Source organism: Halomonas sp. C10-5 (assembly GCF_057169305.1).
Genome location: NZ_CP175665.1, coordinates 3,223,274 through 3,245,883, shown reverse-complemented (window position 1 = coordinate 3,245,883; position 22,610 = coordinate 3,223,274). Strand labels below are relative to the sequence as shown.

Sequence of the window (22,610 nt, the reverse complement as noted above, 5' to 3'; positions counted from 1 at the left end):
GCCCTTACTCGGCGTCCTCGCCGAGCGCCTTGACCAGCCGGGTGTAGCGCTGTTTCGGGGTCTTGGCATCGAGCAGCTCGGGCCGCTGGTCGAGCAGCTCGGCCACGCGGCGCACGATGAGCGACTGCAGATGGTAGTGGCGGCGCTGTCGCTGCACCTCCTGCGCCTCCCGGTGTTGCGCCTGCCAGGCAAGGTGTTCGCTGATGGCGGCATCCAGCGTCTCGAGCCCCTTGTCGGCGGCCTGGCTCACGCTGATGACCGGTGGCATCCACGCCGACTCAGAATGGCGGCGCTGCACGATGCCGCGAATCTCCGAGGCGCTCTTGGCTGCACCGGTGAGGTCGGCCTTGTTGATCACATAGATATCGGCAAGCTCAAGGATCCCGGACTTCATCGCCTGAATGGCATCCCCCGCGTTGGGCTGCATCACCATGACCAGGGTATCTACCGAGTGGCGGATGGCATGCTCGGCTTGGCCTACGCCCACGGTCTCCAGCAGCACCTCATGGAATCCGTAGCGTTCCACCGCCTCGATCAGGTCGAGCACGTTGTCGGCGAGCCCATCGTTGGAGCTGCGGCTGGCCAGTGAACGGATATAGAGGTCGGGTTCACCGGCGATGGCGTCCATGCGGATGCGATCGCCGAGGATGGAACCGCCGGAGAGAGGGCTCGTCGGGTCGATGCCGAGGATGGCCACGCCGCCGTCGTCTCGGCAGCCTGCCAGGCGCCGCTTGGCCAGCCGGCTGATCAGGGTGCTCTTGCCGGCACCCGGCGCCCCAGTGAAACCGATGCGCGCCGCGCCGACCGCGGTGGCGTGTATGCTCTCGTCGGCCAGGTTTTGTGCAGCCAGGCTTTCGGCCACCGAGGCATCGGCGAGGCGGCTGAGTTCGCGCCCGAGAGCGCGACGCTGAGGAGGAGCAAGACGCGACATGGTTCAACCTCCGCGGGCGTTGGGGTGCACCTGAAGTTTCCAGTCGAGCTCGTCCAGCGACTGGGCATCCTCATCCAGCAGTGGTGGTGGGGCGTAGTGGGTCGGCTGGCCTTGCAGCTTGATGGGGTTGCCCACCAGGCGGAGTTCACCGTGTGCCGTGGGCACCGAGACGACCATCTGGCGCGAGCGAGTCAGCTCGGACTCCAGAGCGTCTTCCAGACTCTGCACCCCGGCGACCACCACCCCCAGTGGCGAGAGGCGGGAGACCCACTCATCGGTGTTGCGCTCGGCAAGCACCGCCTGGACGTCGGCGATCACCGCCTCACGGTTGGCGGTTCGCGCCGTCATGGTGGCATAGCGCGGATCGGTCACCCATTCGCTGCGCTCAACCTCATGGCAGAAGTCGGCCCAGAAGCCGTCGTGGGTGATGAAGAGTGCCAGGTGCCCATCGCGGGTGGCGAAGATCTGTGCCGGCACGATATAGGGATGGCCGCCTCCCGGGTAGCGCCGGGCCTTTTGCCCGGCGTTGAGATAGGCGCTGGCCAGATAGTTGAGCTGCGAGATCATGGTGTCGTAGAGCGACACATCGACCTGGCCCCCCTTGCCCTCCACCAGCTTTGCGGTCAGCCCCAGCGCCCCCATGATGCCGGCTGAGTTGTCGACCACCGAGTAGCCGGTCTTGACCGGCGGACCAGCGGGGTCCCCGGTCATTGCCATCACCCCGGCGAGCGCCTGGATGACGTAGTCGTAGGCGGGTTTGTCGGCGAATGGCCCCTCGAGCCCGAAGCCAGTCAGCGCCAGGCAGACCAGGCGTTCGTTGTGATGGCGCAGGGCCTCGTAGCTGAGGCCGAGCTTGCGAATCGCCGCCGGGCGCACGTTGGTGATCAGCGCATGGGAGGTCGCCGCCAATTCGCCCAGCTGCCGCTGCCCCTCATCGCTAGTGAGATCGAGGCTGACACTGCGCTTGTTGCGGTTGAGGCTGGCGAAGTAGGTGTTGTGCGGCCCGATGTAGTTCGGCCCGATCTGGCGGCCGATATCGCCCTTGCCGGGGGCCTCGATCTTGATCACCTCAGCGCCGAGGTCGGCCAGCAGCATCCCGCAGTAGGGTCCGGCCAGCATGTGAGTAACCTCGAGGATGCGAATCCCGGCGAGGGGGCCTCGGGAAGCGTCTGGGGCGGTCATGCGACCTCCTGCTCGATGGCGCGGATGACATCGTCGAGGGGCATCTCCGAGGTGAAGACGCCGCTGACGCCCGCCTGTAGCAGGGCGTCGCGGTCCTTCTCCGGAATGGTGCCGCCGACGAAGATCTTGATGTCCTGGGCTTCGTACTCGGCCAGACAACGCATGGTCTCGCTGACCAGCTCCATATGGCTGCCGGAGAGCATGCTGAGGCCGACCATGTCGACGTCCTCGTCGACGGCGACCTTGGCGATGTACTCCGCACTCTTGCGCAGGCCTGTGTAGATGACGTCGGCACCGGCATCGCGCAGCGCCAGGGCGATCACCTTGGCGCCCACATCGTGACCGTCCAGGCCAGGCTTGGCGATGAGGATTCTCTTGCCTTTCAAGCTCATGGGGTATCTCCCGGTTAGTGGGCGAAAAGGGTCAGAGCCGGATAGGCTCCTGGAATTCGCCCCACTGCGACTTGAGCGTGGCAACCATCTCGCCCACCGTGGCATAGGCGTGGCAGCAGTCGATGAGGTAGGGCATGATATTTTCGTCGTCCTTGGCCGCCGCCTGACTGAGAGCCTTCAGGGTCCTGTCGACCTTCACCTGATCGCGCTCCGCCATCAGCCGCCGATACTTCTCCTGCACCCGCTCCGCCGCCTGCGGGTCCACCTTGAAGACCTCTCCGAAGTCATCGGTCTGGTCGTCGCGGCGGAAGTAGTTCTGGCCGACGATGACCGTCTCCCCCCTATCGACCTTCTGCTTGCGCTCGTGGGCACGCTCAGCGATACGCGCCTGCAGGTAGCCATCCTCGATCGCCTTCTCCACGCCGCCGTAGTCGTCGATCTCCTCGATGATTCGGCGTGTCTCCTCTTCCATGCGATCGGTCAGCCACTCGACGTAGTAGCTTCCCCCCAGCGGGTCCACGGACTTCGAAATGCCACTCTCGTAGGCCAGGATCTGCTGGGTACGCAGGGCAATCTCGGCGCTGAACTCGGTGGGAATCTGGAACGCCTCATCGTAGGCACAGGTGAACACCGACTGGGCGCCACCCAGCGTGGCGGCAAGGGTTTCGATACCCACGCGCACGATGTTGTTGTACGGCTGAGCGGCGGTCAGTGACGATCCGCCGCACACCACGCCAAAGCGGAAACGCTGCGCCTTGGGGTCGGTGATGCCGAAGCGCTCCTCAAGCAGCTTGGCCCACAGCCGGCGGGCTGCGCGGAACTTGCAGATCTCCTCGAAGAAGTCCATGTGGACGTAGAAGAAGAAGCTCAAGCGGTTGGCGAACTTGGTGGCATCGCCGCCGCGACGTATGAGTTCATCGACGTAGGCCAGGCCGTTGGCCAGGGTATAGCCCAGCTCCTCCACCGCGGTGGCGCCGGCATCACGGACGTGGGCGCCGGCGATGCTGATGGGGTTGAAACGCGGGGTCTCGCGATTGGAGAACAGGATGGTGTCAGAGATCAGCCGCATGGAGGGACGCACCGGGAAGATCCAGGTCCCGCGGGCCACATACTCCTTGAGGATGTCGTTCTGAATGGTCCCGGTGAGTTTCTCGCGGGGCACGCCCTTCTTGTCGGCCACCGCACAGTACATGGCGTAGATGATCGCCGCGGTGCCATTGATGGTGAAGGAGGTCGAGATACCGCTCAGGTCGATCCCATCGAACAGGATCTCGGCCTCGGCCAGGTTGGAGAGCGAGACCCCGACCTTGCCGACTTCCGAGCGTGCCATCGGATCGTTGGGGTCGAAGCCGCATTGGGTGGGCAAGTCCAGCGCCACCGACAGGCCGGTCTGGCCGCTTTCCAGCAGGAAGCGGTAGCGCGCATTGGTGTCCTCGGCGGTACCGAAGCCCGAGTACTGGCGGAAGGTCCACAGCCGTCCCCGGTAGCCATTGGCGAAGATGCCGCGGGTGTAGGGCGGCTCGCCGGGCGCGCCAGGATCAGGATGGCGAAGCATGTCCGGGGTGATGCGTTCCGGGATCTCGATGCCCGAGGCGGTGTGCGGCTCGGGCATCGGTGGTGTGCGCTGGCTGTCTGCGCTCATGATGAGCTCCTCGCGTTCAGGATCTTGTCGGCGGCCGCCCAGTGGTCGGGGTGGGTCCAGGTGGTCACCAGATGGTGGGTCTCGAGTTCGCGCATCTCGTTCGCCGTCAGTCCCTGGTGCTGGCCCAATGCCAGGGCCTTGAAGGCGCGAAGCACCTGAGGCGCCTGACCGAGCATGGGGCGGGTGAAAGTATCCAGACATGCCTCCAGGGACTCGCCCGGCTCGGCGACAGCGTCGATCAGCCCCAGCTGATGGGCTGCGTCGGCCTGAAGCAGTTCTGAGCGCGCCAGCAGGCGCAGTGCCGCGGTGGCACCCACGCGTTGCATCAGACGGCTTCCACCACCCCAGGCGGTGGCGATATTCAGCTTGCCCTGGATGAAGCCGATGCGGCTGGTGGAAGGCGCCACGATGAAGTCACAGGCGACGGCCAATTCAGCACCCCCGCCCAGGGCGTCACCGTTGAGGGCGGCGATAACCGGGACGGGAAAACGGCTGATGGCATCCAGGGTCCGGCGTGCCTGATGGCTCATGTCGGCGGCCTGCTGTTCGCTGCGTACTTGGGAGAGGTCGCGGAGGTCGCCGCCCGCTGCGAAGTTCTTGTCGCCGGCACCACTGAGGATGACCAGCTTCCATTCACGATTGCCGGCTTGCTGGGTAAAGGCCTCGGCCAGCTCCTGGAGAACGGCGCGGGAGAGAGCGTTGCGTTTTTCGGGGCGATTGATTGTGATCCTCAGCAGAGGACCCTGCGCATCGAAGAGCAGGTGATTGGCCATGTAGGGCTCCACGGAAGTCTGTTTGGTGTTGTTTATTTCCGCATTATGAACAAACATACTCGTATGTGAATTTTTCTGTCAAGGAATGGCGCGGCGGGGAGGCTGGAATGAGGCAGGAGGAAAGTACGCAGGAAGCAAGGACACGGGATGAGACGTCACAGGAGGCCCAGTCGTTAACGACGCCACAAGGTGTCCCATGGCGAGAGACACTGCTGGTGGTGGGCGCCACCACCTGGGTGCAGGCCCTGACTAGCGCCGCCATGTTGATGGTGCCGGTGCTGGCACCGCGTATCGCCGCCGACTTCGGTCTGCCCACGGGCCTTGTGGGCATGCAAGTGAGCCTGCTGTACGGGGTGGCGATGGTGACGTCGCTGCAGGCCGGCTCCCTGGCCAAGAGGCTGGGCGCCTGTCGCACCAGCCAGCTGGCCATGCTGCTCGTGATGCTGGGGTGTGCGTTGGCCATGGGCGGTTCGCCGGCGACCCTCTTGGTGACCACGCTGCTGCTTGGCGTCGCGTACGGCATGACCAATCCGGCGGCTGCCCAGCTGCTGGCACGCTATACCCCGGCGCATCAGCGTAATCTGCTCTACTCCATCAAACAGTCCGGGGTGCCTCTGGGTGGGGTGCTGGCGGGCTCCCTGGGACCCTCTGTGGCGCAGCTGTGGAGCTGGCAAGCCGCATTCGGGGCGCTTGCCGTTGCCGCGTTGGTGAGTGGCGGCCTGCTGCAGTGGCGGCGGCGCCAGTGGGATAGCGACCGTGCACCCTCGGCGCCGCTGCAGGGCCTGGGCAGCCTCAATGTGCTCTATCGGCGTCCGCCGATTCTGTGGTTGGGGATGACGGGGTTTTGCCTTGCCGCGGCGCAGCTGTCGCTGTTGAGCTTTACGGTGGCCTTCATGGTCGAGGAGCTCTTGATCACACTGGTGACCGCCGGGGTGATCATGTCGGTGGTGCACGCCTCCGGCGTGTTCGGGCGAGTGGGCTGGGGCATACTGGCTGACCGGATAGGCCGGAGTATTCCGGTGCTGTGCGGCCTGGCGGTGGTGATGCTGCTGCTGTTCCTCCTGGTATCGACGCTTGGCACCACGACGCCGGTATGGTTGGTGGTGCTTGTGTTGAGTGCCGCGGGCGCCACGGCCATCGGCTGGAACGGGGTGTATCTCTCCGAAGTGGCACGTCGCAGCCCCCACGCTGAGGTTGGCGAGGCGACAGCCGCGGTGCTCGTGTTGACCTACATGGGCGTGCTGACCGGGCCGGCACTCTTCAGCCTGATAGTGGGCTTCGGAGGCAGCTATTCTATGGGTTTCCTGCTGCCGGCGGTGGCCTCAGTACTGGCGCTTGGCTGTCTGCGTCAGGCCACTAGAAGTCCCTCTGAACGTCAGGCTCAAAGCGCCGATAGCCGGTCGCAGTGACGCATCAAGACGTCGCAGTAGCGCTCGTAGTGACGCGTCATCCGATCCATGGGACCGGCGATGGCCACCCCAAGGGTTTCTCCAAACACATGGCGGGCGACCGCGATCGCCATCACGTCCTCGACGTTTTCTCCTCGCGTGACGAAGTAGCCGCGCCGCTGGCCATTGCAGATGTCGTCGAGGAGCTGCTCGCGACTGGTGATGGTGCTCGAGGTGACGGCGTCCAGCGTGATGTGGTCCAGCAGCTCCGGCAGCGAGGCAGAGGAGTTTTCGCCGAGCATGGCCTTACCGATGGCACTTGAGTGCAGTGGCTTGGCGTCACCGGGCCGTGCGGCGTAGCGCACGGTGTGGGTGCCTTCCACGATCTCCAGGTAGACGACGCTGTCGCCCTGGCGCTTGCCTAGGATAACGGTCTCGCCAAGCGTATCGCGCAGCTCCTCAAGGATCGGGGCGGCGTTCTCCAGAAGCGGATCATGGGAGGCAATGGCGTCGGCGATCTGCAGCAGCCGCTTGGTGGGGTAGACCCGCTTGCGCTGTTCGAGCACGTAGAGATAGCCCATGTTCTGCAGTGTCTTGACCAGGGCATGGCAGCTGCTGATGGGGGCATTGAGGCGCTTGGCCAAGTCGGTCAGCGGTAATGGGGTCTGGTCCTCGGCGAAGGCCTCGAACAGCTGCAGGGTACGTACCGCCGTCTTGACGCTTTCCGGCCTGCGTCGAGTGGGTAGGTCGCCGTCGCTGCCCAGGGGCGTTGTCTTCATGGAAGTGTCCTTTTCAGCTTGGTGCGATCGTGTCGCTCGAACGTATCCGCTTCGTTGATTCACACTCATGAATAGTATTACACAGGGGAGAAAACCTGCTAGGTTTGTATTGCAAGGATTAGGGCCTGAAGGAGAAAGGCCACCAGCTCAAGGCTCGGAACCTGATGGCTCGAGATCAGTAACCGCATCACGCCAGAGAAGAGGACAATAACAATGCCTTCCAACCGTAATGATCGTTTCCCCCCAGGGCGTAGCGCCCTGGCCCTTGGTGTCGCCGGCCTGGTCGCGCTCGGCCTGGGGCCTGCCGACGCCGAGGCCCAAGCGCGATTGGCCATGGGGGGCACCCATAGCGGCTCGGCCTTCTACTCCTATCAGGTCGCTGTGGTATCCGACTGGAACGAGAACGTCGAGGGCGTCAACATGAGCGTCCAGGAGCTAGGTGGTGCTTCGGCTTCGACCCAGGCTCTGTTGCGCGGCGAGGTCGATATGGGCATCGCGGTGACTTCGTCGGATCACCAGGCTAGCCAAGGTGCCGAGCCCTATGGCTCGCCAGCCGAGAATCTTCGCACCCTCTACTTCTTCGCCCCGCTGCCGCTGAACTGGGTCGTGGCAGCCGAATCCGAGGTCCAGTCACTGGAGGATCTCAACGGGCTGGACTTTAACTCTGGCGGCCGTGGCACCGCCACCGAAGGTCAGACCGAAACGGCACTCGAGATCCTCGGTATCGAGCCCAATTTCTATCGTGCCGGTGCCAGCGATGCTCTTGATGCCTATCAGAACCGGCGCCTGGATGCCTTCGTCAAGGCCGGTCTGCATCCCGATGGCTACATCCAGCAGGCGCACTCATCGCGTCCGGTTCGGCTGCTCTCCATGACCGAGGCGCAGGCGCAGCAAGTGGCCGACGCGCGTCCCTACTTCAGTGTGGGGGAGATCGATGCCAAGGACTACTACGGGGACCAGCAGAACCCCTTGATTACCATCCAGACCGGTATCGGCATCAATACCACCAGTGCGCTGGATGAAGAAACCGCATACGGCATCGTGGCCAGGGCCTTCTCCGAGGCCGGTATCGAGGCCGCCGCCGATGGGTATGCACCTGCCGCCGCGGTCGATCCGATGCAGCTGACTCTCAATGCCAGCGTGGCACCGCTGCATGCCGGGGTGGTGCGCTACCTCGAAGAGCAGGGGCATGAGGTTCCCGAGCATCTCATTCCGCCGGAATACGCCGAGTGACCACCAGGGCGTGATCGAATGGGCGGGGCATGCGAATGCTCCGCCCATGCTTCGTGAGATCGAGACATCGGGAGTCTCTGCATGAGCTCAGACGAGCGCGTGACCCATCTGCGCCGATTCACAGGTGCTGCCGGTTGGCTGGTGAGTGGCCTTGCCCTTGCCTGGATCCTGTTTCATGTCGTTACCGCCGGGGTGGGGACGCTACCCAATTATCAGCAGCGCGCTATCCATCTGGGAGGTGCGCTGTTTTTCGTGTTTCTCCTCTATCAGGGGCACAGCCGTTTCCCACGATTGCAATTGTGGCTGATCGACCTTCCCTGTGCGCTGGCCTGTGTGGTGCTGTTGGCGTACATCTTCGTCAACTACGACGCCATCGTGATGAGCAATTGGTTCGTCAACGAGGGAATCGAGAAGGTCTTCGGGGTCACTCTGTTCCTGCTGTTGCTGGAGGCCGTGCGTCGCACGCTGGGCTGGATGTTTGTGGGGTTGATCCTGTTCTTCTGTGCCTATGCCTACTACGGCCCCTTCCTGCCGGATCCCTTTGGCCATCGCGGGCTGTCACTGGATCGCATGATCTATGTGTTCTACATCGGCAACAACGGTCTGCTGGGGACCCTGATGGGCATTTCGGCCACGGTGGTGGCGTTGTTCCTGATCCTGGGCGCGTTGCTCAACGTCAGCGGTGCCGGTGATACCTTCATCCGAATCGCCATGCGCCTGGGCGGACGTTTGCGTGGTGGTGCCGGCATGGTGGCGGTGATCGGCAGCGCCTTCATGGGCATGATCAACGGCAGCACCGTGGCCAACGTCACCAGTACTGGGGTGTTGACGATCCCACTGATGAAGCGGCTGGGGTTCAATCGCAACTTGGCGGGTGCCATCGAAGCGGTGGCGTCCACAGGCGGGCAGATCATGCCGCCTATCATGGGCCCTGGCGCCTTCCTGATGGCCGAGCTGCTGGGGATTCCCTACCTCGATGTAGTCAAGGCCGCCCTGGTGCCCTCGGTGCTGTTCTTTGTGGCCTTGCTGCTGGGGGTGTACCTGATGGCACGCCGCTATGGCCTCGAGGCGCTGCCCCCTGCGCTGATTCCGAGTCGTCGCGAGGCCTTCGAACCGCTCGCCATGCTCAACCTGCTGCTGCCCATCGGGGTGCTACTGTTCTTTATCCTGCAGCACTACACCATCCAGACCGCAGTCTTCTGGTCGCTGGTGTCGATCATCGTGATGATGGCGCTCGGTGCCTTGTTGCCCAATCGCCAGCTCGAGAGCCAGGCCAGCGACTGTTCGCGGGAGTTGGCGGGGCTGGAGGTGGTAGCGCCACCCCCGAGGGAGGCGACAGTTGGCGGGCGTGTCGCCAGCCTGGCCAAGGCCACCCACGAGGGGCTCTTCGGCGCCGCTATCAGCGTGGTGTATATCGCCATGATCATCGCCGCCGCCCAGGTCATGGTGTCGGTCATCAACCTGACAGGCCTTGGGGTGACGCTGTCTCAGGTGATCCTCTCTATCGGTGGTGACTACTTGTTCGTGTCGCTGCTGCTGACCATGGCGCTGGCGATCATCCTAGGCATGGGCATGCCGACCCCGGCCGCCTATGCCGTCGGTGCTGCCGTGCTGGCACCGCCGCTGCTGGATCTGGGCTTCGATCGCCTACCTTCGCACCTCTTTCTCTACTTCTTTGCCAGCGTGTCGGCGATCACCCCACCGGTCGCCGCCGGGATATTCGCCGCCATTGCCATCAGTGGCGGTACCTTCCTCGGCACCGCGCGCTTCGCCCTGACGCTGGCGTGTAGTCTCTTCCTGCTGCCATTCCTGTTCATCCTCAACCCCGAGCTGACTCTGGCCGGGGATCCCATGACCATCGCGCTTGCCGTGGTCAGTGCCTTGGTCGGGATCGGTTTCGTGTCGGTGGCGGCGATCGGCCAGCTGGGGCAGCGTCTTGGCGTTGGCCCGCGCCTGCTGATCGGTGTCGGCGCTATCGTCATGGTGACGCCGGGGCTTTGGATCGATGCCGTCGGTTTGGCGGCCGTGGTGGCGGGTGTGGCATGGCACCGTGTCAAATGCGCACCAGCGAGACAAGGTAAACCAAATGACTGCAATACCTTGTGAGTGCAAGGATCCAGACAGCCTTGATATTGGCGATGGGTGTATCGTTGCGAGCGATGCTATGGGGCTGTTCTTTTAATAAATGCGGTAACTCCCTGCGAATGCCGGGGGGTTGCCGTTTTTCGATCAAGAGGGAGCTTCTTTCTAGGGCACTACCTTAACCTTCGGAGTTTTTCATCATGCTGGCCTCGCCTGATAGCAGCAAATGATCGGCTAGGTGACGGGAGACGATCGGCAAGGTGTCGTAGTGGCGCATGCCGATGACCAGTTCGCGACGTGCCCAGCTGTCCGATAGGGGAATCAGGCGCAGATGCAGATCGCGCAGGTCTTGGTAGAGGCTGCGCTGTGGTAGCACGCCGATTCCCATGCCGTGGTGGATCATGCGACAGATGCCATCGAAGCTGCGCACCTGAATGCGCATGCGCAAGGTGCGTCCAGCGCGACTGGCTTGATCGTGCAGCAGCGAGTGCAGGGAGGTGTCCTGTTGTAGGCCGACGAAGTCGTGCTCGGCGGCTTCGTGGAGATAGAGGCTCTGCCGCGAGGAGAGGGGGTGATCCTCGGGGGTGACCAGTACCAGCTGATCGCTGCGATAGGGAAACACCTCCAACCCTTGTGGGTCGACGTGGCCGGCGAAGATGCCGATGTCGGCAAGTCCCTCCTTGACGGCGGCGATGGCCTCGGTGCTGGTTCGTTCCTGCAGGTCAAGCTTGATCTGCGGGTATTCTCGCGCGAAGGCGCTGAGGTCCTCAGGAAGGAAGGCGATGATGGCGGACGTGTTGGAGTGGATGCGCACATGGCCGCGGACGCCTTCGCCATATTCGCTGAGATCGGCCTCCAGACGGTCGAGGTTGTCGAGAATCATCCGGGCGTGATGCAGGAAGACCTGGCCTGCTGGGGTGAGCTCTACGCCCCTGGAGCGACGGTAGAGAAGCTTGGTCTCGATCAGCGACTCCAGATCGCTGATGCGTTTGCTTACCGCGGCCAGAGCCAGATGTTCTCGTTCGGCAGCGGCAGAGAGTCGCCCCTCCTCGGCGATGGCAACGAACAGTTTCAGGGTCACGAAATCGAAACGTCGCATGGCGGCCTCTTGCAGCGGGGGCAGGGGTGTCTGGTTGATGCTACGCCAAGACTTCGTGAAGCGCGAAACCACAGTTCCCCATTGACTAATTGCGGAGTGGTATGGCCCGACACATGCTCAAGTAATACAACAACAATACGCAGAGAGGTTGCTTTGCATGTCGAATGCCTCAGAACGCCAGTTACCGCTGGCTGGCTTCAAGGTGTTGGAGCTGGGTCAACTGATCGCGGGTCCCTTCGCGAGCAAGCTGTTGGGTGAATTCGGGGCCGATGTGATCAAGGTTGAGCCCCCTGGCACCGGAGACCCCCTTCGCAAGTGGCGAATCATCGACGGTGATACCTCGCTCTGGTGGCATGTGCAAAGCCGTACCAAACGCTCTATCACCCTGAATCTGCGGAGTACCGAGGGACAGGAGTTGGTGCGCCAGCTGGTGGCTGAGGCTGACGTGCTGATCGAAAACTTCCGTCCCGGGACCATGGAGTCATGGGGCCTTGGCTACGAGACGCTGGCGGCACTCAACCCGGGGCTGATCATGGTGCGTGTCTCTGGGTACGGCCAGACCGGTCCCTACCGTGACAAGCCGGGTTTCGGCGTCATCGGCGAGGCCATGGGCGGATTACGTTATCTGTCTGGCCAGCCCGGCGAGCCATCCGTGCGCGTTGGTGTGAGCCTGGGTGATTCACTGTCGGCCCTCTACGCAGTGATCGGCACGTTGCTTGCCCTTCAGGAGCGCGGTCGCAGTGGCCTGGGGCAGGAGATCGATGTGGCTCTCTATGAGTCGGTCTTCGCCATGATGGAAAGTCTGCTTCCGGAATATGATGCGGCGGGTGAAATCCGTCAGCCCAGCGGCAGTGCTCTGCCGGGTATCACGCCTTCCAATGCCTACCGAACCCGCAGCGGCGACTATGTTCTGATCGCCGGCAATGGCGACAGTATCTTCAAGCGACTGATGGGCGTGATTGGCCGCCATGATCTGGCCGAGGACCCCGCTCTGGCTCATAACGACGGGCGTACCCAGCGTGCCACAGAGGTCGATGCGGCGATCGAAGACTGGACACTCGAACGAGACCGCGATGCGATCCTCGAGGCCCTTGAAGAGGCGCGCGTACCTTGTGGTTTTCCCTATACCGCAGCGGATATTGCCGCTGACCCGCATTACCAGGCTCGGGAGATGATCCAGACGATCCAGCGTCCCGGCGGCAAGCCCCTCAAGGTGCCTGGCGTATTGCCGAGGTTGAGCGCGACTCCCGGCAGACTGGGCGGCGGTGGTCCGGCGCTCGGCGAGCACACCGATCAGGTGCTCGACGAACTCGGTATCGATCATGAGACCCGTGCCAAGCTCCGCCAGGGCGGCATCATCTGACCCATGAGGCAAGATATGGCAGCTATCGAGATCAATGAGGTGGCACCCCGGGATGGGCTTCAGATTGAAGGCGAGTTCGTGGCGACCGCGGACAAGATTGCCCTGATCAATGCCTTGAGTGCCACAGGTCTTGCCCGCATCGAAGCCACTTCCTTCGTATCCCCCAAGGCGATCCCACAACTTCGCGATGCCGCTGACGTCATGCAGGGCATCAGCAGGCGGCCAGGAGTGGCGATGACAGCGCTGGTACCCAATGTGAAGGGTGTCGAGCGGGCGCTGCGGTGTGAGGTGGACGAGATCAACCTGGTGATGTCGGCGAGCCACTCCCACGGGCTGGCCAACCTTCGCATGTCGCCCGAGCAATCCCTTGAACAGTTTGCCGAGATTGTGCAAACGGTGCGCGACCACCCCAAGGGGCAGGGCGTCTTTATCAACGCGTCGTTGTCCACCAGCTTCGGCTGCCCCTTCGAAGGGCGTGTGGACCAGCAATATGTCCTGATGCTGATGGAGCGGTTGCTGGACCTTGGCGTGCAGGGCATCTCGCTGTGTGACACCACCGGCATGGCCAATCCAGACCAGGTGAGCCGCTTGTGTGAGGCGGCGCGCGAGCGACTGGCCGAGACGCCATTGACGCTGCACTTCCACAACACCCGCGGCATGGGGCTTGCCAATGTGCTGTCGGCCTGGCTGGCGGGCATTGTGCGTTTCGATGCCTCGCTGGGAGGCCTTGGGGGGTGCCCGTATGCTCCCGGCGCGACGGGCAATGTGTGCACTGAAGATCTGGTGCACATGTTCGAGGAGATGGGTGTCTCGACGGGTGTCGATCTCGATGCACTGTTGAAGGTATCCGAACGACTGCCGGCGCTGGTGGGGCACGACACCCCGGGCCAGGTGGTCAAGGCCGGCAAGGCGAGCCGCCGCTATGCCATGCCTGGCCACTGATCGATAGCCACAACTGGCGCTTACCCCGGCGCGTTGATGAGAAGAATCATGACAATGACAACGAACACGACCCCTCTCAATCTGGCACAGCAGCTCATCCAGGCGCACCTGGTGGAAGGTGACATGGTGCCAGGGAAAGAAATTGCCCTGAGGATCGATCAGGCCCTGCTGCAGGATGTGCTGGGCACCCTGGTGATGCTGGAACTCGAAGCCATGGGTATCGAGCGCGTGAAGACCTCGCCCAGTGTGCAGTATATCGACCACGGCTTGGTGCAGGCCGATAACCTCAATGCCGAGACCTACCTGTTTCTGAAGAGTGCCTGTGAGCGATTCGGTGTGTGGTACTCCGGTCCTGGCAACGGCATCAGTCATCCCGTGCATATGGAGTCTTTTGGGGTCCCGGGGCAGTCGATCGTAGGCTGCGACAGTCACACCACCGCCGCCGGGGCGCTGGGGATGCTGGCGATCGGTGCCGGAGGAATCGAGGTGGCCATGGCGATGGCGGGTGAGCCTCTGTACGTGACCATGCCGCACATCTGGGGCATTCGCCTTGAGGGAGATTTGCCCGACTGGGTATCGGCCAAGGATGCCATTCTTGAATTGCTGCGACGCCATGGGGTGTCAGGAGCCAAGAATACTATCATCGAGTACTACGGCCCTGGGCTGAAGTCCCTGTCCGCCATGGATCGCCACGTGCTGGCGAACATGGGAACCGAGATGGGGGCCACCGCCACGGTGTTTCCAAGCGATGATGAGACTCGCCGATTCCTGGCCGCACGCGGCCGAGAAGAGGTCTGGCAGCCACTTTGTGCCGATCCGGGGTGCCGGTATGACCGTGAGGAGGTTCTGGACCTGTCTGCTCTGGTACCTCTTATCGCTCTGCCCTCGAGCCCTGACAAGGTTGTGCCCGTAAGCGACGTGGCAGGTGAGCCGTTGCATCAGGCGTATATCGGTTCGTCAGGAAACCCGGGCTATCGTGATTTCGCCGTGGTGGCAGACATGGTTCGGGGGCACGTCGTGGCTGAGGGAGTGTCGCTGGATATCAACCCGAGTTCACGTCAGGTGCTGGCCACGCTGATTCAGGAAGGGTATCTGGCGGATCTGGTCACATCTGGCGCCCGTCTGCATCAGACAGGCTGCAACGGCTGCATCGGTATGGGGCAGGCGCCAGCGGTGGGTCTCAACAGTCTACGCACCGTGCCACGCAACTTCCCCGGTCGCTCCGGAACACGTGAGGACAGCGTTTTCCTGTGTAGCCCGGAAACTGCCGCAGCGTCGGCGCTGAAAGGGGTGATCACGGATCCCCGTGAGCTTGGCCAGGAATACCCGCGGATTCATGAACCGGATCAGGTGGTGGTGAATCCGGAGGTGTTTACCCCGCCATTACCACAGGAGGAAGCCCTCCTGAAGCCCCTTCAGAAGACGGATAACACGCCGGCTCTCCCCCGATTGACGCCGCTACCCGATACCTTGGAAGTGCCGGTATTGCTGGTCACCGGAGATAACATCTCTACCGACGACATTATGCCGGCGGGGCAGCGGGTGATGCCCTTCTGGAGCAGCGTGTATGCCTCAGCCCCGTTTACCTTCGAGGCTGTGGACCCTGGCTATGCTAAGCGAGCCGATGCATCGCGTGAAAATGGCGGTCATGCCATCGTCGGGGGGCATAATTACGGTCAGGGTTCCAGCCGAGAGAATGCCGCTCTGGTGCCACGCTACCTCGGGTTACAGATGGTAGTGGCGCGTAGCTTCGCACGAATCCACTGGCAGAATCTTGTGTGCTTCGGAGCGCTCCCTTTGACTTTTATTAATGACAGTGATGCCGATCGGCTTGTGGAGGGCGATACTCTAATAGTGCGTCACGTCTTTGATCAGCTTGCTGACGGTGACACAGTGCAGGCCGAAGTGGCTGGGAAGGGAACCATCCAACTCCATCATGGATTGAGCGAACGTCAACAGACACTACTCAAGAAGGGAGGGGTTATTAACTACATTCGAGATGGAAAATAATCAACATAATTCCAATATATAAGGAAAGGCATGATGAAAACCAATAAGATTATGACTGCAGTTACGGTGGCGCCTATGGCGCTTGCCTTCTCATCTGCAAGTATCCAGGCGAGCGATGAGGTTCATAACCTGGTCTTCTCGACATACCTGCCACCATCTTATGAATATATTCATAACCCCGTCGAGAATTTTGTCAACAAGATAGAGGAGCGCAGCGAGGGAAGGCTCGATGTCGATTTCTTCCACTCTGCGCAGCTTTTCGAAGGCCACGATGAGCTCTCGGCACTATCACGAGGCGATATTGATATCACGAACATGACTGGCACCTATCCCAGTGCCAGCGTTCCCTCGATTGGAGTGTTCTCGCTTCCGTTCATGTTCGATGATATCGAGCACCTTGCGCGTGCGCTGGATGCCGGCCTGATGGAGGCAGGGCTGCTTACTGAAATGGAAGAGGATCATGACACCGTGGTTCTGGGTGTGGCCCCTCTGGATCCATATGAGTTTTATAGCCGAGATAACCCGATACTCGAAAGTGACGACTTCTCCGGTAAAGTCTGGGCGACAACCGGTGCCACTGATGCCCAGGCGATACAGCTTCTGGGTGGCTCCCCCACCGGGATGTCATCTTCCGAGCTCTATCTTGCCTTCGACAGAGGTGTCGTGGATGCCACACCGCGTCCACTGATTACCGGACTGGGAAGGAGTCTCGATGAGGTGATTTCGCATATCAGCCTCGCGACCTTCCTGGTGGATACCTCGATACTGGCGATCAACCGCGATAGCTGGGAAAGCCTGCCCAGTGACCTCCAGGACATTATCACTCAGGCCGCCAAGGAGCGAGATGCAGAGCAGTTTGAACTGGTCGAAGGATTTATCACCGAGGCACTTGAATACTATGAGAGCCATGGCGTATCCATTCATCAGTTGAGCCCCGAAGTGGTGGCTGAGCTACGCGAAGTTACGGCACCCGTCATCGATGAATGGGCCGCGAACGTGCCGAACGGCGAGCGGTATCTCGAGATTATCGAGTCGACGCGCTGAGGAGCTAAAATCCCAATGACGGATATCGCAAATCTCAAGAGTGGCTTTGGAGGTGCGCTGGCCGTTGGTCAGCGTCCCGCTCTGCTGGTTGTCGACTTCCAAAGAGGTTTCACCGACCCCTCCCTGAGCCCGTTGGCATCCTCCTGTGAGGCGGCTATAGAAGCAACGAATCGACTGATAGCCGCTATCAGGCCGCATGGGCCGGTGATCTTTACGGTGTGTAGTTACTCGGCAAGCCTCCAGGATGCGGGGCTGTGGCATCAGAAGTGCTCTTCGCTCGCGACCCTTATGCGAGGCACTGCGGCATGTGACCTTGATCCGGGTCTTGAGGCCGAGGCACATGACTTGATCATCGAAAAGACTCAGGCCTCCGCATTCTTTGGTACTCCCGTAGCGGGAATTCTGACTTCTATGGGTATCGATACCCTCTATGTCGCCGGTTGCACGACCAGTGGATGTATACGCGCTTCCGTTGTGGATGCGCTGCAACATGGGTTTGCTCCTTTCGTCGTCAAGGAGAGTTGTACTGATCGATCGCAGCAACAGCATGACAGTAATATGATCGATATGCAGGATAAATACGCAGAAGTTATTGATATTGAGACTGCTATCAACTTCCTGACCACCAAGAAATAATGAAAAATGGAGTATAGAGAAATGAAAAATAAGCAACGCGTGTCATCTATTATAGCATCGTCGTTTGGGATGTTGGCTGTCTTTACAGCCTCACAGGTACAAGCACAGGATACCTACGAACTGACCTTCTCTACCTACCTTCCTCCAGCATATGAGTATGTGTGGGAGCCTATAGAAGCGTTTATTAAACATGTCGAGTCAGCTTCTGATGGTGCTGTGAAGATTAATGTTTTTCACTCCGGACAGCTATTCGGAGCCTATGATGAGTTGCCTGCCCTTTCTAGGGGTGACATCGATATTACGAATATGACGGGTACGTATCCCAGCGGTACTGTAGAGGCACTCACGCTATTCACGATGCCGTTCATCTTTGATGACGTCAATCATATGCAGCGTGCGCTTCAGCAAGGCCTCCTTGATCTGGGTATGCGGCAGGAGTTGGAAGAAAGTCATTCGACGCATGTTCTAGGCGTTGCCCCATGGGATCCCTATGAGTTCTACACTAAGGGTTTCGCCATTGACTCGGTGGAGGACTTTGTAGGCAAGACTTGGGCTACCACTGGAGCAACTGATGCACGTGCACTGCAATTACTTGGTGGATCGCCTACATCAATGTCTTCATCCGATCTGTATCTTTCCTTTGAACGCGGCGTGATTGATGGGACACCTAGGCCGCTGTTGACAGGAATGGGGCGAAGTCTCTATGAAGTGGCTGACTATATCACATTAACAAATTTTGCTATCGATACTTCCATCCTCGCTATTAATTCGGAGACGTGGTCTTCGTTGCCTGCCGATATTCAAGACGTGTTTGAAGAGGCGGCCAGGATTCGTGATGAGCGCCAGTTCGAGATGGTTAACAGTTTCATTGAAAATTCTGTGGCCGAGTATGAGGAACTGGGTATGACTGTCAACCGGCTGGATGATGTCACTATTGAGCAGTTGAAAGCGGAGACTAAGGTAGCCATTGACGAATGGGTTGAAGCTGTCCCTGACGGCGAGCGTTATATTCAGCTGATTGAAGAAACGCGTTAACATCTGAAGGGGGAAAGGAACTCCCCCCAAGTATTGGCGAGGTTGATATGAAGTCTGCGAAAGCAATGTTATCTACGTTCAGCTATAGAGCGGGAAAAGCTGGGGTCGTGATCGCTGAGGTGGCACTCGTTGGGCTCATGTTGCTGACCGTCTATGCAGTACTAGCCCGCTATGTGTTCAGAAGTCCCAGCGTGCACGCGCTTGAAGTTAGCCAGTATCTTCTGTTGGTGATTTCCTGGATGTCGGTTGGTTGGGTACTGGTGGTTGGGCGTCATGTACGAATGGAAGCGGTTTACAACATACTCCCTCATGCCATGAAGGTCATCGCTGATGTGGTCAGTAGGTTAGCCGTGCTGACGTTTTGCGTGGTTATCATCTGGGCAGGGAGTGTCAATGCTATCACTGCTTTCGAGAAAGGATATCGTTCTTCATCCCTTCTCAGCTTTCCGATGTGGATGCCGTATACCCTGATACCTTTAGGTGCAGCCCTTCTTCTGCTAGCGATCCTACAGACCTCTGTTAAAAATAAATAATAGGCGAACCATATGGACTCTACTGCTATCTTTATCTGGCTGCTTGGTACCTTTGCCGTATTGCTGGCAGTTGGTGCGCCGGTATTTGCCTCCCTAGGTGTTGCCAGTATCGTAGGGATGTATTTTATCAATGGTGCTTCTTCATTGATGACGATTCCCTCGATCCTCTATCGAGGAATGTCCAGCTACTCGCTAATTGCGATACCTCTGTTTATTCTAATGGGAGAGGTGATCGCCAGAACGAACTTGGGTGGACGTCTTTTTACGCTGTTCTATCTTTGGCTCAATCGCTTGCCTGGTAGTTTGGCCATGGCAAGCGTAGGAAGTTCTGCGGTCTTTGGTGCAATGAGCGGGGTGAGTGTCGCTGGTGCTGCCACGATCGGCAGGTTTGCGATCCCTGAAATGATAAAGCGAGAATATTCTCCTAGCCTTGCAGGTGGATCCGTTGCCGCAGCGGGAGCTTTGGCGCTTCTTATTCCGCCTAGTATCGGGTTTATTCTCTATGGGGAGATTGCCAATCAATCAATTGGCCAGTTGTTCATTGCTGCCATTATCCCTGGCATCATGGTGGCATTCTTGATGGTGGTATATATAGGCTTGCTTGCTATCTTGAAGCCTGAGGTAGCTCCACGTGTTCGTGTCACAGTCAGCTGGAGTCAGAGAATCAAGGCGCTTCGCGATGTTTGGGCTGCGATTGCGCTGGTGATTGTGGTGCTTGGGAGTATTTATTTTGGTGTTGCTACACCTACTGAAGCCGCTGGTCTGGGGGCTATCGGGGCATTTGTTGTGGCATTGCTTTATCGTCAGCTTGATCGTGAGACTTTGTTCGATATCATCCGCTCTACCGTTGTCACGAGCGGCATGATCCTGCTTATCTTGGCTGCCGCACTGCTCTTTGGGTGGGTGATTACTCGCCTCATGATTCCGCAGGACCTAGTCGCCTGGCTGAGCGGCATGGACTTGCCTGCATGGACCATCTTCCTGATGATCCTTATTTTTCTTGTCGTCATAGGTATGTTTCTCGACATCGTCTCGATCATCCTTATTGCAACTCCTATCGTTCTGCCTGTTATTGAGGTGCTTGGCTTTAGCCCTATCTGGTTCGGTGTGGTCATGATCATTGCCTGCGAGATGGCAGTGATTACACCACCCATTGGTCTTAATCTTTATGTCATCAAGGGGGTGGCGCCGGATATTTCTTTGTCTGACATCATCAAGGGAGCTTTACCTTTTGTCTTTGTTGAAGCTTTTGCTATTTTCCTTCTCATCTTGTTCCCATCCATCGCTCTGTGGTTACCGGGCGTCAAGTGGTGAGCGTTCGAGACATCGGCCTAGGTGGGCTCTTTGATGTTGGGTGTGAGATTTCCCCCTTGTCGGCTTGGCCATCCCTCCCATCCACGGGGCTTTCACCTCAACGGCCCGGGAGCCGCGCTGCATTGTAGAATCAACACGGTATGGCAGAGAGGGTCTCTGGTTAAAACGCCGTCTATTCCCAACATGATGTGGAATAGATCACGTTGGAACCATACTGCGTTTTAGATTCAGCACGGTGTGGCAGAGAGGGTATGTGGATCAAACGTGGTCTGTTTCCAGCGTGATGCGGATTAGATCACGTTGGAGCCATACTGCGTTGTAGAATCAACACGGTATGGCAGAGAGGGTCTCTGGTTAAAACGTCGTCTATTCCCAACGTGATGTGGATTAGATCATGTTAGAGATACTGATGGCCCAGGAGCCTGTGATGTCTTGTGGTAAGGATCACTGAAACAATTCCAGGGTGTAAAGCTTGTCATGGCGGTGTGGCTGGCTGTGGATACCAATTCTTTTGGCACAATTCGAGTAATGGGCACCATTGCCCGAACAGCTACTGGTGAGTCATGGCTTTTTATCCCTTTTTACGCAAAATTTGATAACTCCATAAGTTATAATCTTTTTAAGATTCATGAGGTATAGTTTTTGTGAGCTGAAGTAGGGGAGTATCCCTGAATACCTTAGCACGCTAATTGAAATGTTCAGATTGTAGTTGCTTCCGACGTATTGGTGTTGATGGCAGCAGGTGGAAGGGAAGGCAACATCAGTAAAGTCCGGTGCCTTCCCCGGACGGGTTAGCTACTTATGAAGCTGCTTTCCTGTCGCGCTCTTTGATTTTTTCATTGATCCAGTCCTCGATCTCCTCCTCTATCCAGGCTACCGAACGCGGACCGATCTGAACCGGCTGGGGAAAATGGCCGTCGGTGATAAGGCGGTGCAGGGTGGTGTTGCTGATTGCGCAACGCTCCAGAACCTCATGGCGACGCAGGAAAATCCAATGACTCATTTTCAACCTCCTTGGAATGCGTTTTCGATGCTGCATCCCTAATACAGGGGTCAATTTGCTTGGATTTGCGATGGCAGCGGCAATTTTTTCATTCGCCTTCCGTTATCCGCCGAGGCCTTCATCGAGAGGGTGCTGATCGACGGCCTGGACAGGCACCGCAGGACACTACCGACGCGTCGCATCGGTCTGCAAAAGGGCTACATTAAGCCTATCCCCCATTGGCTGAGCTGCCTGCAGCTCGACCGGGTGACCGGACCGGGCAGGGCTATCGCAGATGGAAGCATCGCTTACGGCTTTCTCGGCACCAAGGCTCAGAGCGCCGGCACGCGAGGACCGGCAGAGACAGCAGCTCAAATAACCAAAGGCTATTGTAAAAACGCCTTCTTATTCTTTAATGTGTATCCAGCAGCGACACAGACGTCGCGATCCCTTCCATGACTTCAGCAGATATACAGGAGCTACCCATGCTCAAGCGCTTAGCCCTTACCGCCATGGCCGCAGGCCTGATGACCACTGGTGGCCTGACCCAGGCCGATGAGCACACCATCAAGGTCGGCATGTCTGGCGGCTACTTCCCCTTCACCTTCGTTGAGCAGGACAAGCTTCAGGGCTTCGAGGTCGACGTGATGGAGGCAGTGGCCGAGGAGATGGATAGCGAGGTCGAGTTCGTCACGGCAAACTTCTCGGGGCTATTTGGCATGCTCGAGTCCGGCCGGATCGATACCATCGCCAACCAGATCACCATCACCGAAGAACGCACCGCGAAGTACGTCTTTACCGAGCCCTACGTCTACGACGGCGCCCAGGTTGTGGTCCGGGAAGGCAACGAGGAGATCCAGAGCGTCGCGGACCTGAAAGGCAAGACAGTCGCCGTCAACCTCGGCTCCAACTATGAGGAGCTGCTGCGCGAACTGCCCTACGCCGACGAGATAGACATCCGCACCTACGAGAGCAACATCGAACAGGATACCGCCCTGGGACGTGTCGACGCTTTCGTCATGGACCGGGTGAGTGCCAGCCAGGTCATCAAGGAGAAACCGCTGCCCCTGGCACTGGCCGGCCAGCCCTTCTCCGAGATCCGCAACGCCCTGCCTTTCCGTGACACCGAAGAGGACCGAGCCTTGCGTGACCGGGTGAACGCCGCCCTGACCAGCCTGCGTGAATCGGGTGAGCTCGCGGCCATCTCGGAAGAGTGGTTCGGCACCGACATCACTCGCCGCTGAGGCACT

Annotated in this window: 20 protein-coding genes; 12 read left to right on the top strand and 8 right to left on the bottom strand. The window is 59.5% G+C overall.

Annotation, left to right across the window (positions count from 1 at the left end; genetic code table 11):
* Nucleotides 1-4: 4 nt before the first annotated feature.
* Genes ACJ7IV_RS15210 through ACJ7IV_RS15190 form a run of 5 tightly spaced genes read right to left on the bottom strand, consistent with a single transcriptional unit; the run spans nt 5 to nt 4,920 of the window.
* Entirely contained in the window at nt 5-931 is a 927-nt protein-coding gene (locus ACJ7IV_RS15210; RefSeq protein ID WP_483865084.1) for an ArgK/MeaB family GTPase, read from the bottom strand.
* A gap of 3 nt (nt 932-934) precedes the next feature.
* On the bottom strand, nt 935-2,113 hold the full coding sequence (locus ACJ7IV_RS15205; RefSeq protein WP_483865083.1) for a CaiB/BaiF CoA transferase family protein: 1,179 nt from the start codon (nt 2,111-2,113) through the stop codon (nt 935-937).
* Nucleotides 2,110-2,505: a cobalamin B12-binding domain-containing protein gene (locus ACJ7IV_RS15200; protein WP_483865082.1), complete on the bottom strand. Its 396-nt coding sequence runs from the start codon at nt 2,503-2,505 to the stop codon at nt 2,110-2,112. The genes ACJ7IV_RS15205 and ACJ7IV_RS15200 overlap by 4 nt, the downstream gene beginning before the upstream one ends.
* A gap of 31 nt (nt 2,506-2,536) precedes the next feature.
* Nucleotides 2,537-4,147, bottom strand: coding sequence for an acyl-CoA mutase large subunit family protein (locus ACJ7IV_RS15195; RefSeq protein WP_483865081.1), 1,611 nt, complete (start codon nt 4,145-4,147; stop codon nt 2,537-2,539).
* A complete protein-coding gene (locus tag ACJ7IV_RS15190; RefSeq protein WP_483865080.1) occupies nt 4,144-4,920 on the bottom strand; it encodes an enoyl-CoA hydratase/isomerase family protein in 777 nt (258 codons plus the stop codon). Before ACJ7IV_RS15190 ends, ACJ7IV_RS15195 begins: the two co-directional genes overlap by 4 nt.
* A 107-nt stretch (nt 4,921-5,027) precedes the next feature.
* Between ACJ7IV_RS15190 and ACJ7IV_RS15185 the strand changes: the two genes are divergently transcribed.
* Nucleotides 5,028-6,329 carry an MFS transporter gene (locus ACJ7IV_RS15185; RefSeq protein ID WP_483865079.1) on the top strand — a complete coding sequence of 434 codons (1,302 nt, stop codon included), beginning with the start codon at nt 5,028-5,030 and terminating at the stop codon, nt 6,327-6,329.
* Here ACJ7IV_RS15185 and ACJ7IV_RS15180 read toward each other — a convergent pair.
* Nucleotides 6,302-7,087, bottom strand: coding sequence for an IclR family transcriptional regulator (locus ACJ7IV_RS15180; protein ID WP_483865078.1), 786 nt, complete (start codon nt 7,085-7,087; stop codon nt 6,302-6,304). The two genes, ACJ7IV_RS15185 and ACJ7IV_RS15180, sit on opposite strands and share 28 nt — an antisense overlap.
* A gap of 213 nt (nt 7,088-7,300) precedes the next feature.
* Here ACJ7IV_RS15180 and ACJ7IV_RS15175 point away from each other — a divergent pair, with 213 nt between their 5' ends.
* Both ACJ7IV_RS15175 and ACJ7IV_RS15170 read left to right on the top strand, forming a co-directional pair.
* Nucleotides 7,301-8,320 carry a TAXI family TRAP transporter solute-binding subunit gene (locus ACJ7IV_RS15175; RefSeq protein WP_483865077.1) on the top strand — a complete coding sequence of 340 codons (1,020 nt, stop codon included), beginning with the start codon at nt 7,301-7,303 and terminating at the stop codon, nt 8,318-8,320.
* Nucleotides 8,321-8,401: 81 nt separating this feature from the next.
* Nucleotides 8,402-10,426 (top strand): TRAP transporter permease, encoded by a 2,025-nt coding sequence (locus tag ACJ7IV_RS15170; protein ID WP_483865076.1) that lies wholly within the window; start codon nt 8,402-8,404, stop codon nt 10,424-10,426.
* A gap of 154 nt (nt 10,427-10,580) precedes the next feature.
* On the opposite strand, the gene ACJ7IV_RS15165 is transcribed toward ACJ7IV_RS15170, so the two are convergent.
* On the bottom strand, nt 10,581-11,501 hold the full coding sequence (locus tag ACJ7IV_RS15165; RefSeq protein WP_483865075.1) for a LysR family transcriptional regulator: 921 nt from the start codon (nt 11,499-11,501) through the stop codon (nt 10,581-10,583).
* A gap of 157 nt (nt 11,502-11,658) precedes the next feature.
* Between ACJ7IV_RS15165 and ACJ7IV_RS15160 the strand changes: the two genes are divergently transcribed.
* The 8 genes from ACJ7IV_RS15160 to ACJ7IV_RS15125 are packed head-to-tail and all read left to right on the top strand — an operon-like array spanning nt 11,659 to nt 20,378.
* On the top strand, nt 11,659-12,864 hold the full coding sequence (locus ACJ7IV_RS15160; protein WP_483865074.1) for a CaiB/BaiF CoA transferase family protein: 1,206 nt from the start codon (nt 11,659-11,661) through the stop codon (nt 12,862-12,864).
* Nucleotides 12,865-12,879: 15 nt separating this feature from the next.
* Nucleotides 12,880-13,806 (top strand): hydroxymethylglutaryl-CoA lyase, encoded by a 927-nt coding sequence (locus tag ACJ7IV_RS15155; RefSeq protein WP_483865073.1) that lies wholly within the window; start codon nt 12,880-12,882, stop codon nt 13,804-13,806.
* 48 nt (nt 13,807-13,854) lie between these two features.
* Entirely contained in the window at nt 13,855-15,816 is a 1,962-nt protein-coding gene (locus ACJ7IV_RS15150) for an aconitate hydratase (protein WP_483865072.1), read from the top strand.
* 33 nt (nt 15,817-15,849) lie between these two features.
* The gene (locus tag ACJ7IV_RS15145) at nt 15,850-16,860 is read left to right on the top strand and encodes a TRAP transporter substrate-binding protein (protein WP_483865071.1); all 1,011 of its coding nucleotides are present in this window, start codon (nt 15,850-15,852) and stop codon (nt 16,858-16,860) included.
* Between the two features lie 15 nt (nt 16,861-16,875).
* Nucleotides 16,876-17,496, top strand: coding sequence for an isochorismatase family protein (locus tag ACJ7IV_RS15140; protein ID WP_483865070.1), 621 nt, complete (start codon nt 16,876-16,878; stop codon nt 17,494-17,496).
* A gap of 21 nt (nt 17,497-17,517) precedes the next feature.
* The gene (locus tag ACJ7IV_RS15135) at nt 17,518-18,531 is read left to right on the top strand and encodes a TRAP transporter substrate-binding protein (RefSeq protein WP_483865069.1); all 1,014 of its coding nucleotides are present in this window, start codon (nt 17,518-17,520) and stop codon (nt 18,529-18,531) included.
* A gap of 47 nt (nt 18,532-18,578) precedes the next feature.
* Nucleotides 18,579-19,064, top strand: a complete 486-nt coding sequence (locus ACJ7IV_RS15130; protein WP_483865068.1) for a TRAP transporter small permease — start codon at nt 18,579-18,581, stop codon at nt 19,062-19,064.
* 12 nt (nt 19,065-19,076) lie between these two features.
* The gene (locus tag ACJ7IV_RS15125) at nt 19,077-20,378 is read left to right on the top strand and encodes a TRAP transporter large permease (protein WP_483865067.1); all 1,302 of its coding nucleotides are present in this window, start codon (nt 19,077-19,079) and stop codon (nt 20,376-20,378) included.
* Between the two features lie 799 nt (nt 20,379-21,177).
* Here the strand turns inward: ACJ7IV_RS15125 and ACJ7IV_RS15120 are convergent.
* Nucleotides 21,178-21,381: a helix-turn-helix transcriptional regulator gene (locus ACJ7IV_RS15120; protein WP_023005340.1), complete on the bottom strand. Its 204-nt coding sequence runs from the start codon at nt 21,379-21,381 to the stop codon at nt 21,178-21,180.
* A 464-nt stretch (nt 21,382-21,845) separates the two neighbouring features.
* On the opposite strand from ACJ7IV_RS15120, the gene ACJ7IV_RS15115 reads away from it, so the two are divergent.
* Nucleotides 21,846-22,604 (top strand): amino acid ABC transporter substrate-binding protein, encoded by a 759-nt coding sequence (locus ACJ7IV_RS15115; protein WP_483865066.1) that lies wholly within the window; start codon nt 21,846-21,848, stop codon nt 22,602-22,604.
* The last annotated feature ends 6 nt before the right edge of the window (nt 22,605-22,610 follow it).

What these genes read in the sequence shown, in the direction of transcription:
- ACJ7IV_RS15210 (WP_483865084.1), bottom strand. Translation starts at nt 931, where the DNA reads ATGTCGCGTCTTGCTCCTCCTCAGCGTCGCGCTCTCGGGCGCGAACTC.
- ACJ7IV_RS15205 (WP_483865083.1), bottom strand. Translation starts at nt 2,113, where the DNA reads ATGACCGCCCCAGACGCTTCCCGAGGCCCCCTCGCCGGGATTCGCATC.
- ACJ7IV_RS15200 (WP_483865082.1), bottom strand. Translation starts at nt 2,505, where the DNA reads ATGAGCTTGAAAGGCAAGAGAATCCTCATCGCCAAGCCTGGCCTGGAC.
- ACJ7IV_RS15195 (WP_483865081.1), bottom strand. Translation starts at nt 4,147, where the DNA reads ATGAGCGCAGACAGCCAGCGCACACCACCGATGCCCGAGCCGCACACC.
- ACJ7IV_RS15190 (WP_483865080.1), bottom strand. Translation starts at nt 4,920, where the DNA reads ATGGCCAATCACCTGCTCTTCGATGCGCAGGGTCCTCTGCTGAGGATC.
- ACJ7IV_RS15185 (WP_483865079.1), top strand. Translation starts at nt 5,028, where the DNA reads ATGAGGCAGGAGGAAAGTACGCAGGAAGCAAGGACACGGGATGAGACG.
- ACJ7IV_RS15180 (WP_483865078.1), bottom strand. Translation starts at nt 7,087, where the DNA reads ATGAAGACAACGCCCCTGGGCAGCGACGGCGACCTACCCACTCGACGC.
- ACJ7IV_RS15175 (WP_483865077.1), top strand. Translation starts at nt 7,301, where the DNA reads ATGCCTTCCAACCGTAATGATCGTTTCCCCCCAGGGCGTAGCGCCCTG.
- ACJ7IV_RS15170 (WP_483865076.1), top strand. Translation starts at nt 8,402, where the DNA reads ATGAGCTCAGACGAGCGCGTGACCCATCTGCGCCGATTCACAGGTGCT.
- ACJ7IV_RS15165 (WP_483865075.1), bottom strand. Translation starts at nt 11,501, where the DNA reads ATGCGACGTTTCGATTTCGTGACCCTGAAACTGTTCGTTGCCATCGCC.
- ACJ7IV_RS15160 (WP_483865074.1), top strand. Translation starts at nt 11,659, where the DNA reads ATGTCGAATGCCTCAGAACGCCAGTTACCGCTGGCTGGCTTCAAGGTG.
- ACJ7IV_RS15155 (WP_483865073.1), top strand. Translation starts at nt 12,880, where the DNA reads ATGGCAGCTATCGAGATCAATGAGGTGGCACCCCGGGATGGGCTTCAG.
- ACJ7IV_RS15150 (WP_483865072.1), top strand. Translation starts at nt 13,855, where the DNA reads ATGACAATGACAACGAACACGACCCCTCTCAATCTGGCACAGCAGCTC.
- ACJ7IV_RS15145 (WP_483865071.1), top strand. Translation starts at nt 15,850, where the DNA reads ATGAAAACCAATAAGATTATGACTGCAGTTACGGTGGCGCCTATGGCG.
- ACJ7IV_RS15140 (WP_483865070.1), top strand. Translation starts at nt 16,876, where the DNA reads ATGACGGATATCGCAAATCTCAAGAGTGGCTTTGGAGGTGCGCTGGCC.
- ACJ7IV_RS15135 (WP_483865069.1), top strand. Translation starts at nt 17,518, where the DNA reads ATGAAAAATAAGCAACGCGTGTCATCTATTATAGCATCGTCGTTTGGG.
- ACJ7IV_RS15130 (WP_483865068.1), top strand. Translation starts at nt 18,579, where the DNA reads ATGAAGTCTGCGAAAGCAATGTTATCTACGTTCAGCTATAGAGCGGGA.
- ACJ7IV_RS15125 (WP_483865067.1), top strand. Translation starts at nt 19,077, where the DNA reads ATGGACTCTACTGCTATCTTTATCTGGCTGCTTGGTACCTTTGCCGTA.
- ACJ7IV_RS15120 (WP_023005340.1), bottom strand. Translation starts at nt 21,381, where the DNA reads ATGAGTCATTGGATTTTCCTGCGTCGCCATGAGGTTCTGGAGCGTTGC.
- ACJ7IV_RS15115 (WP_483865066.1), top strand. Translation starts at nt 21,846, where the DNA reads ATGCTCAAGCGCTTAGCCCTTACCGCCATGGCCGCAGGCCTGATGACC.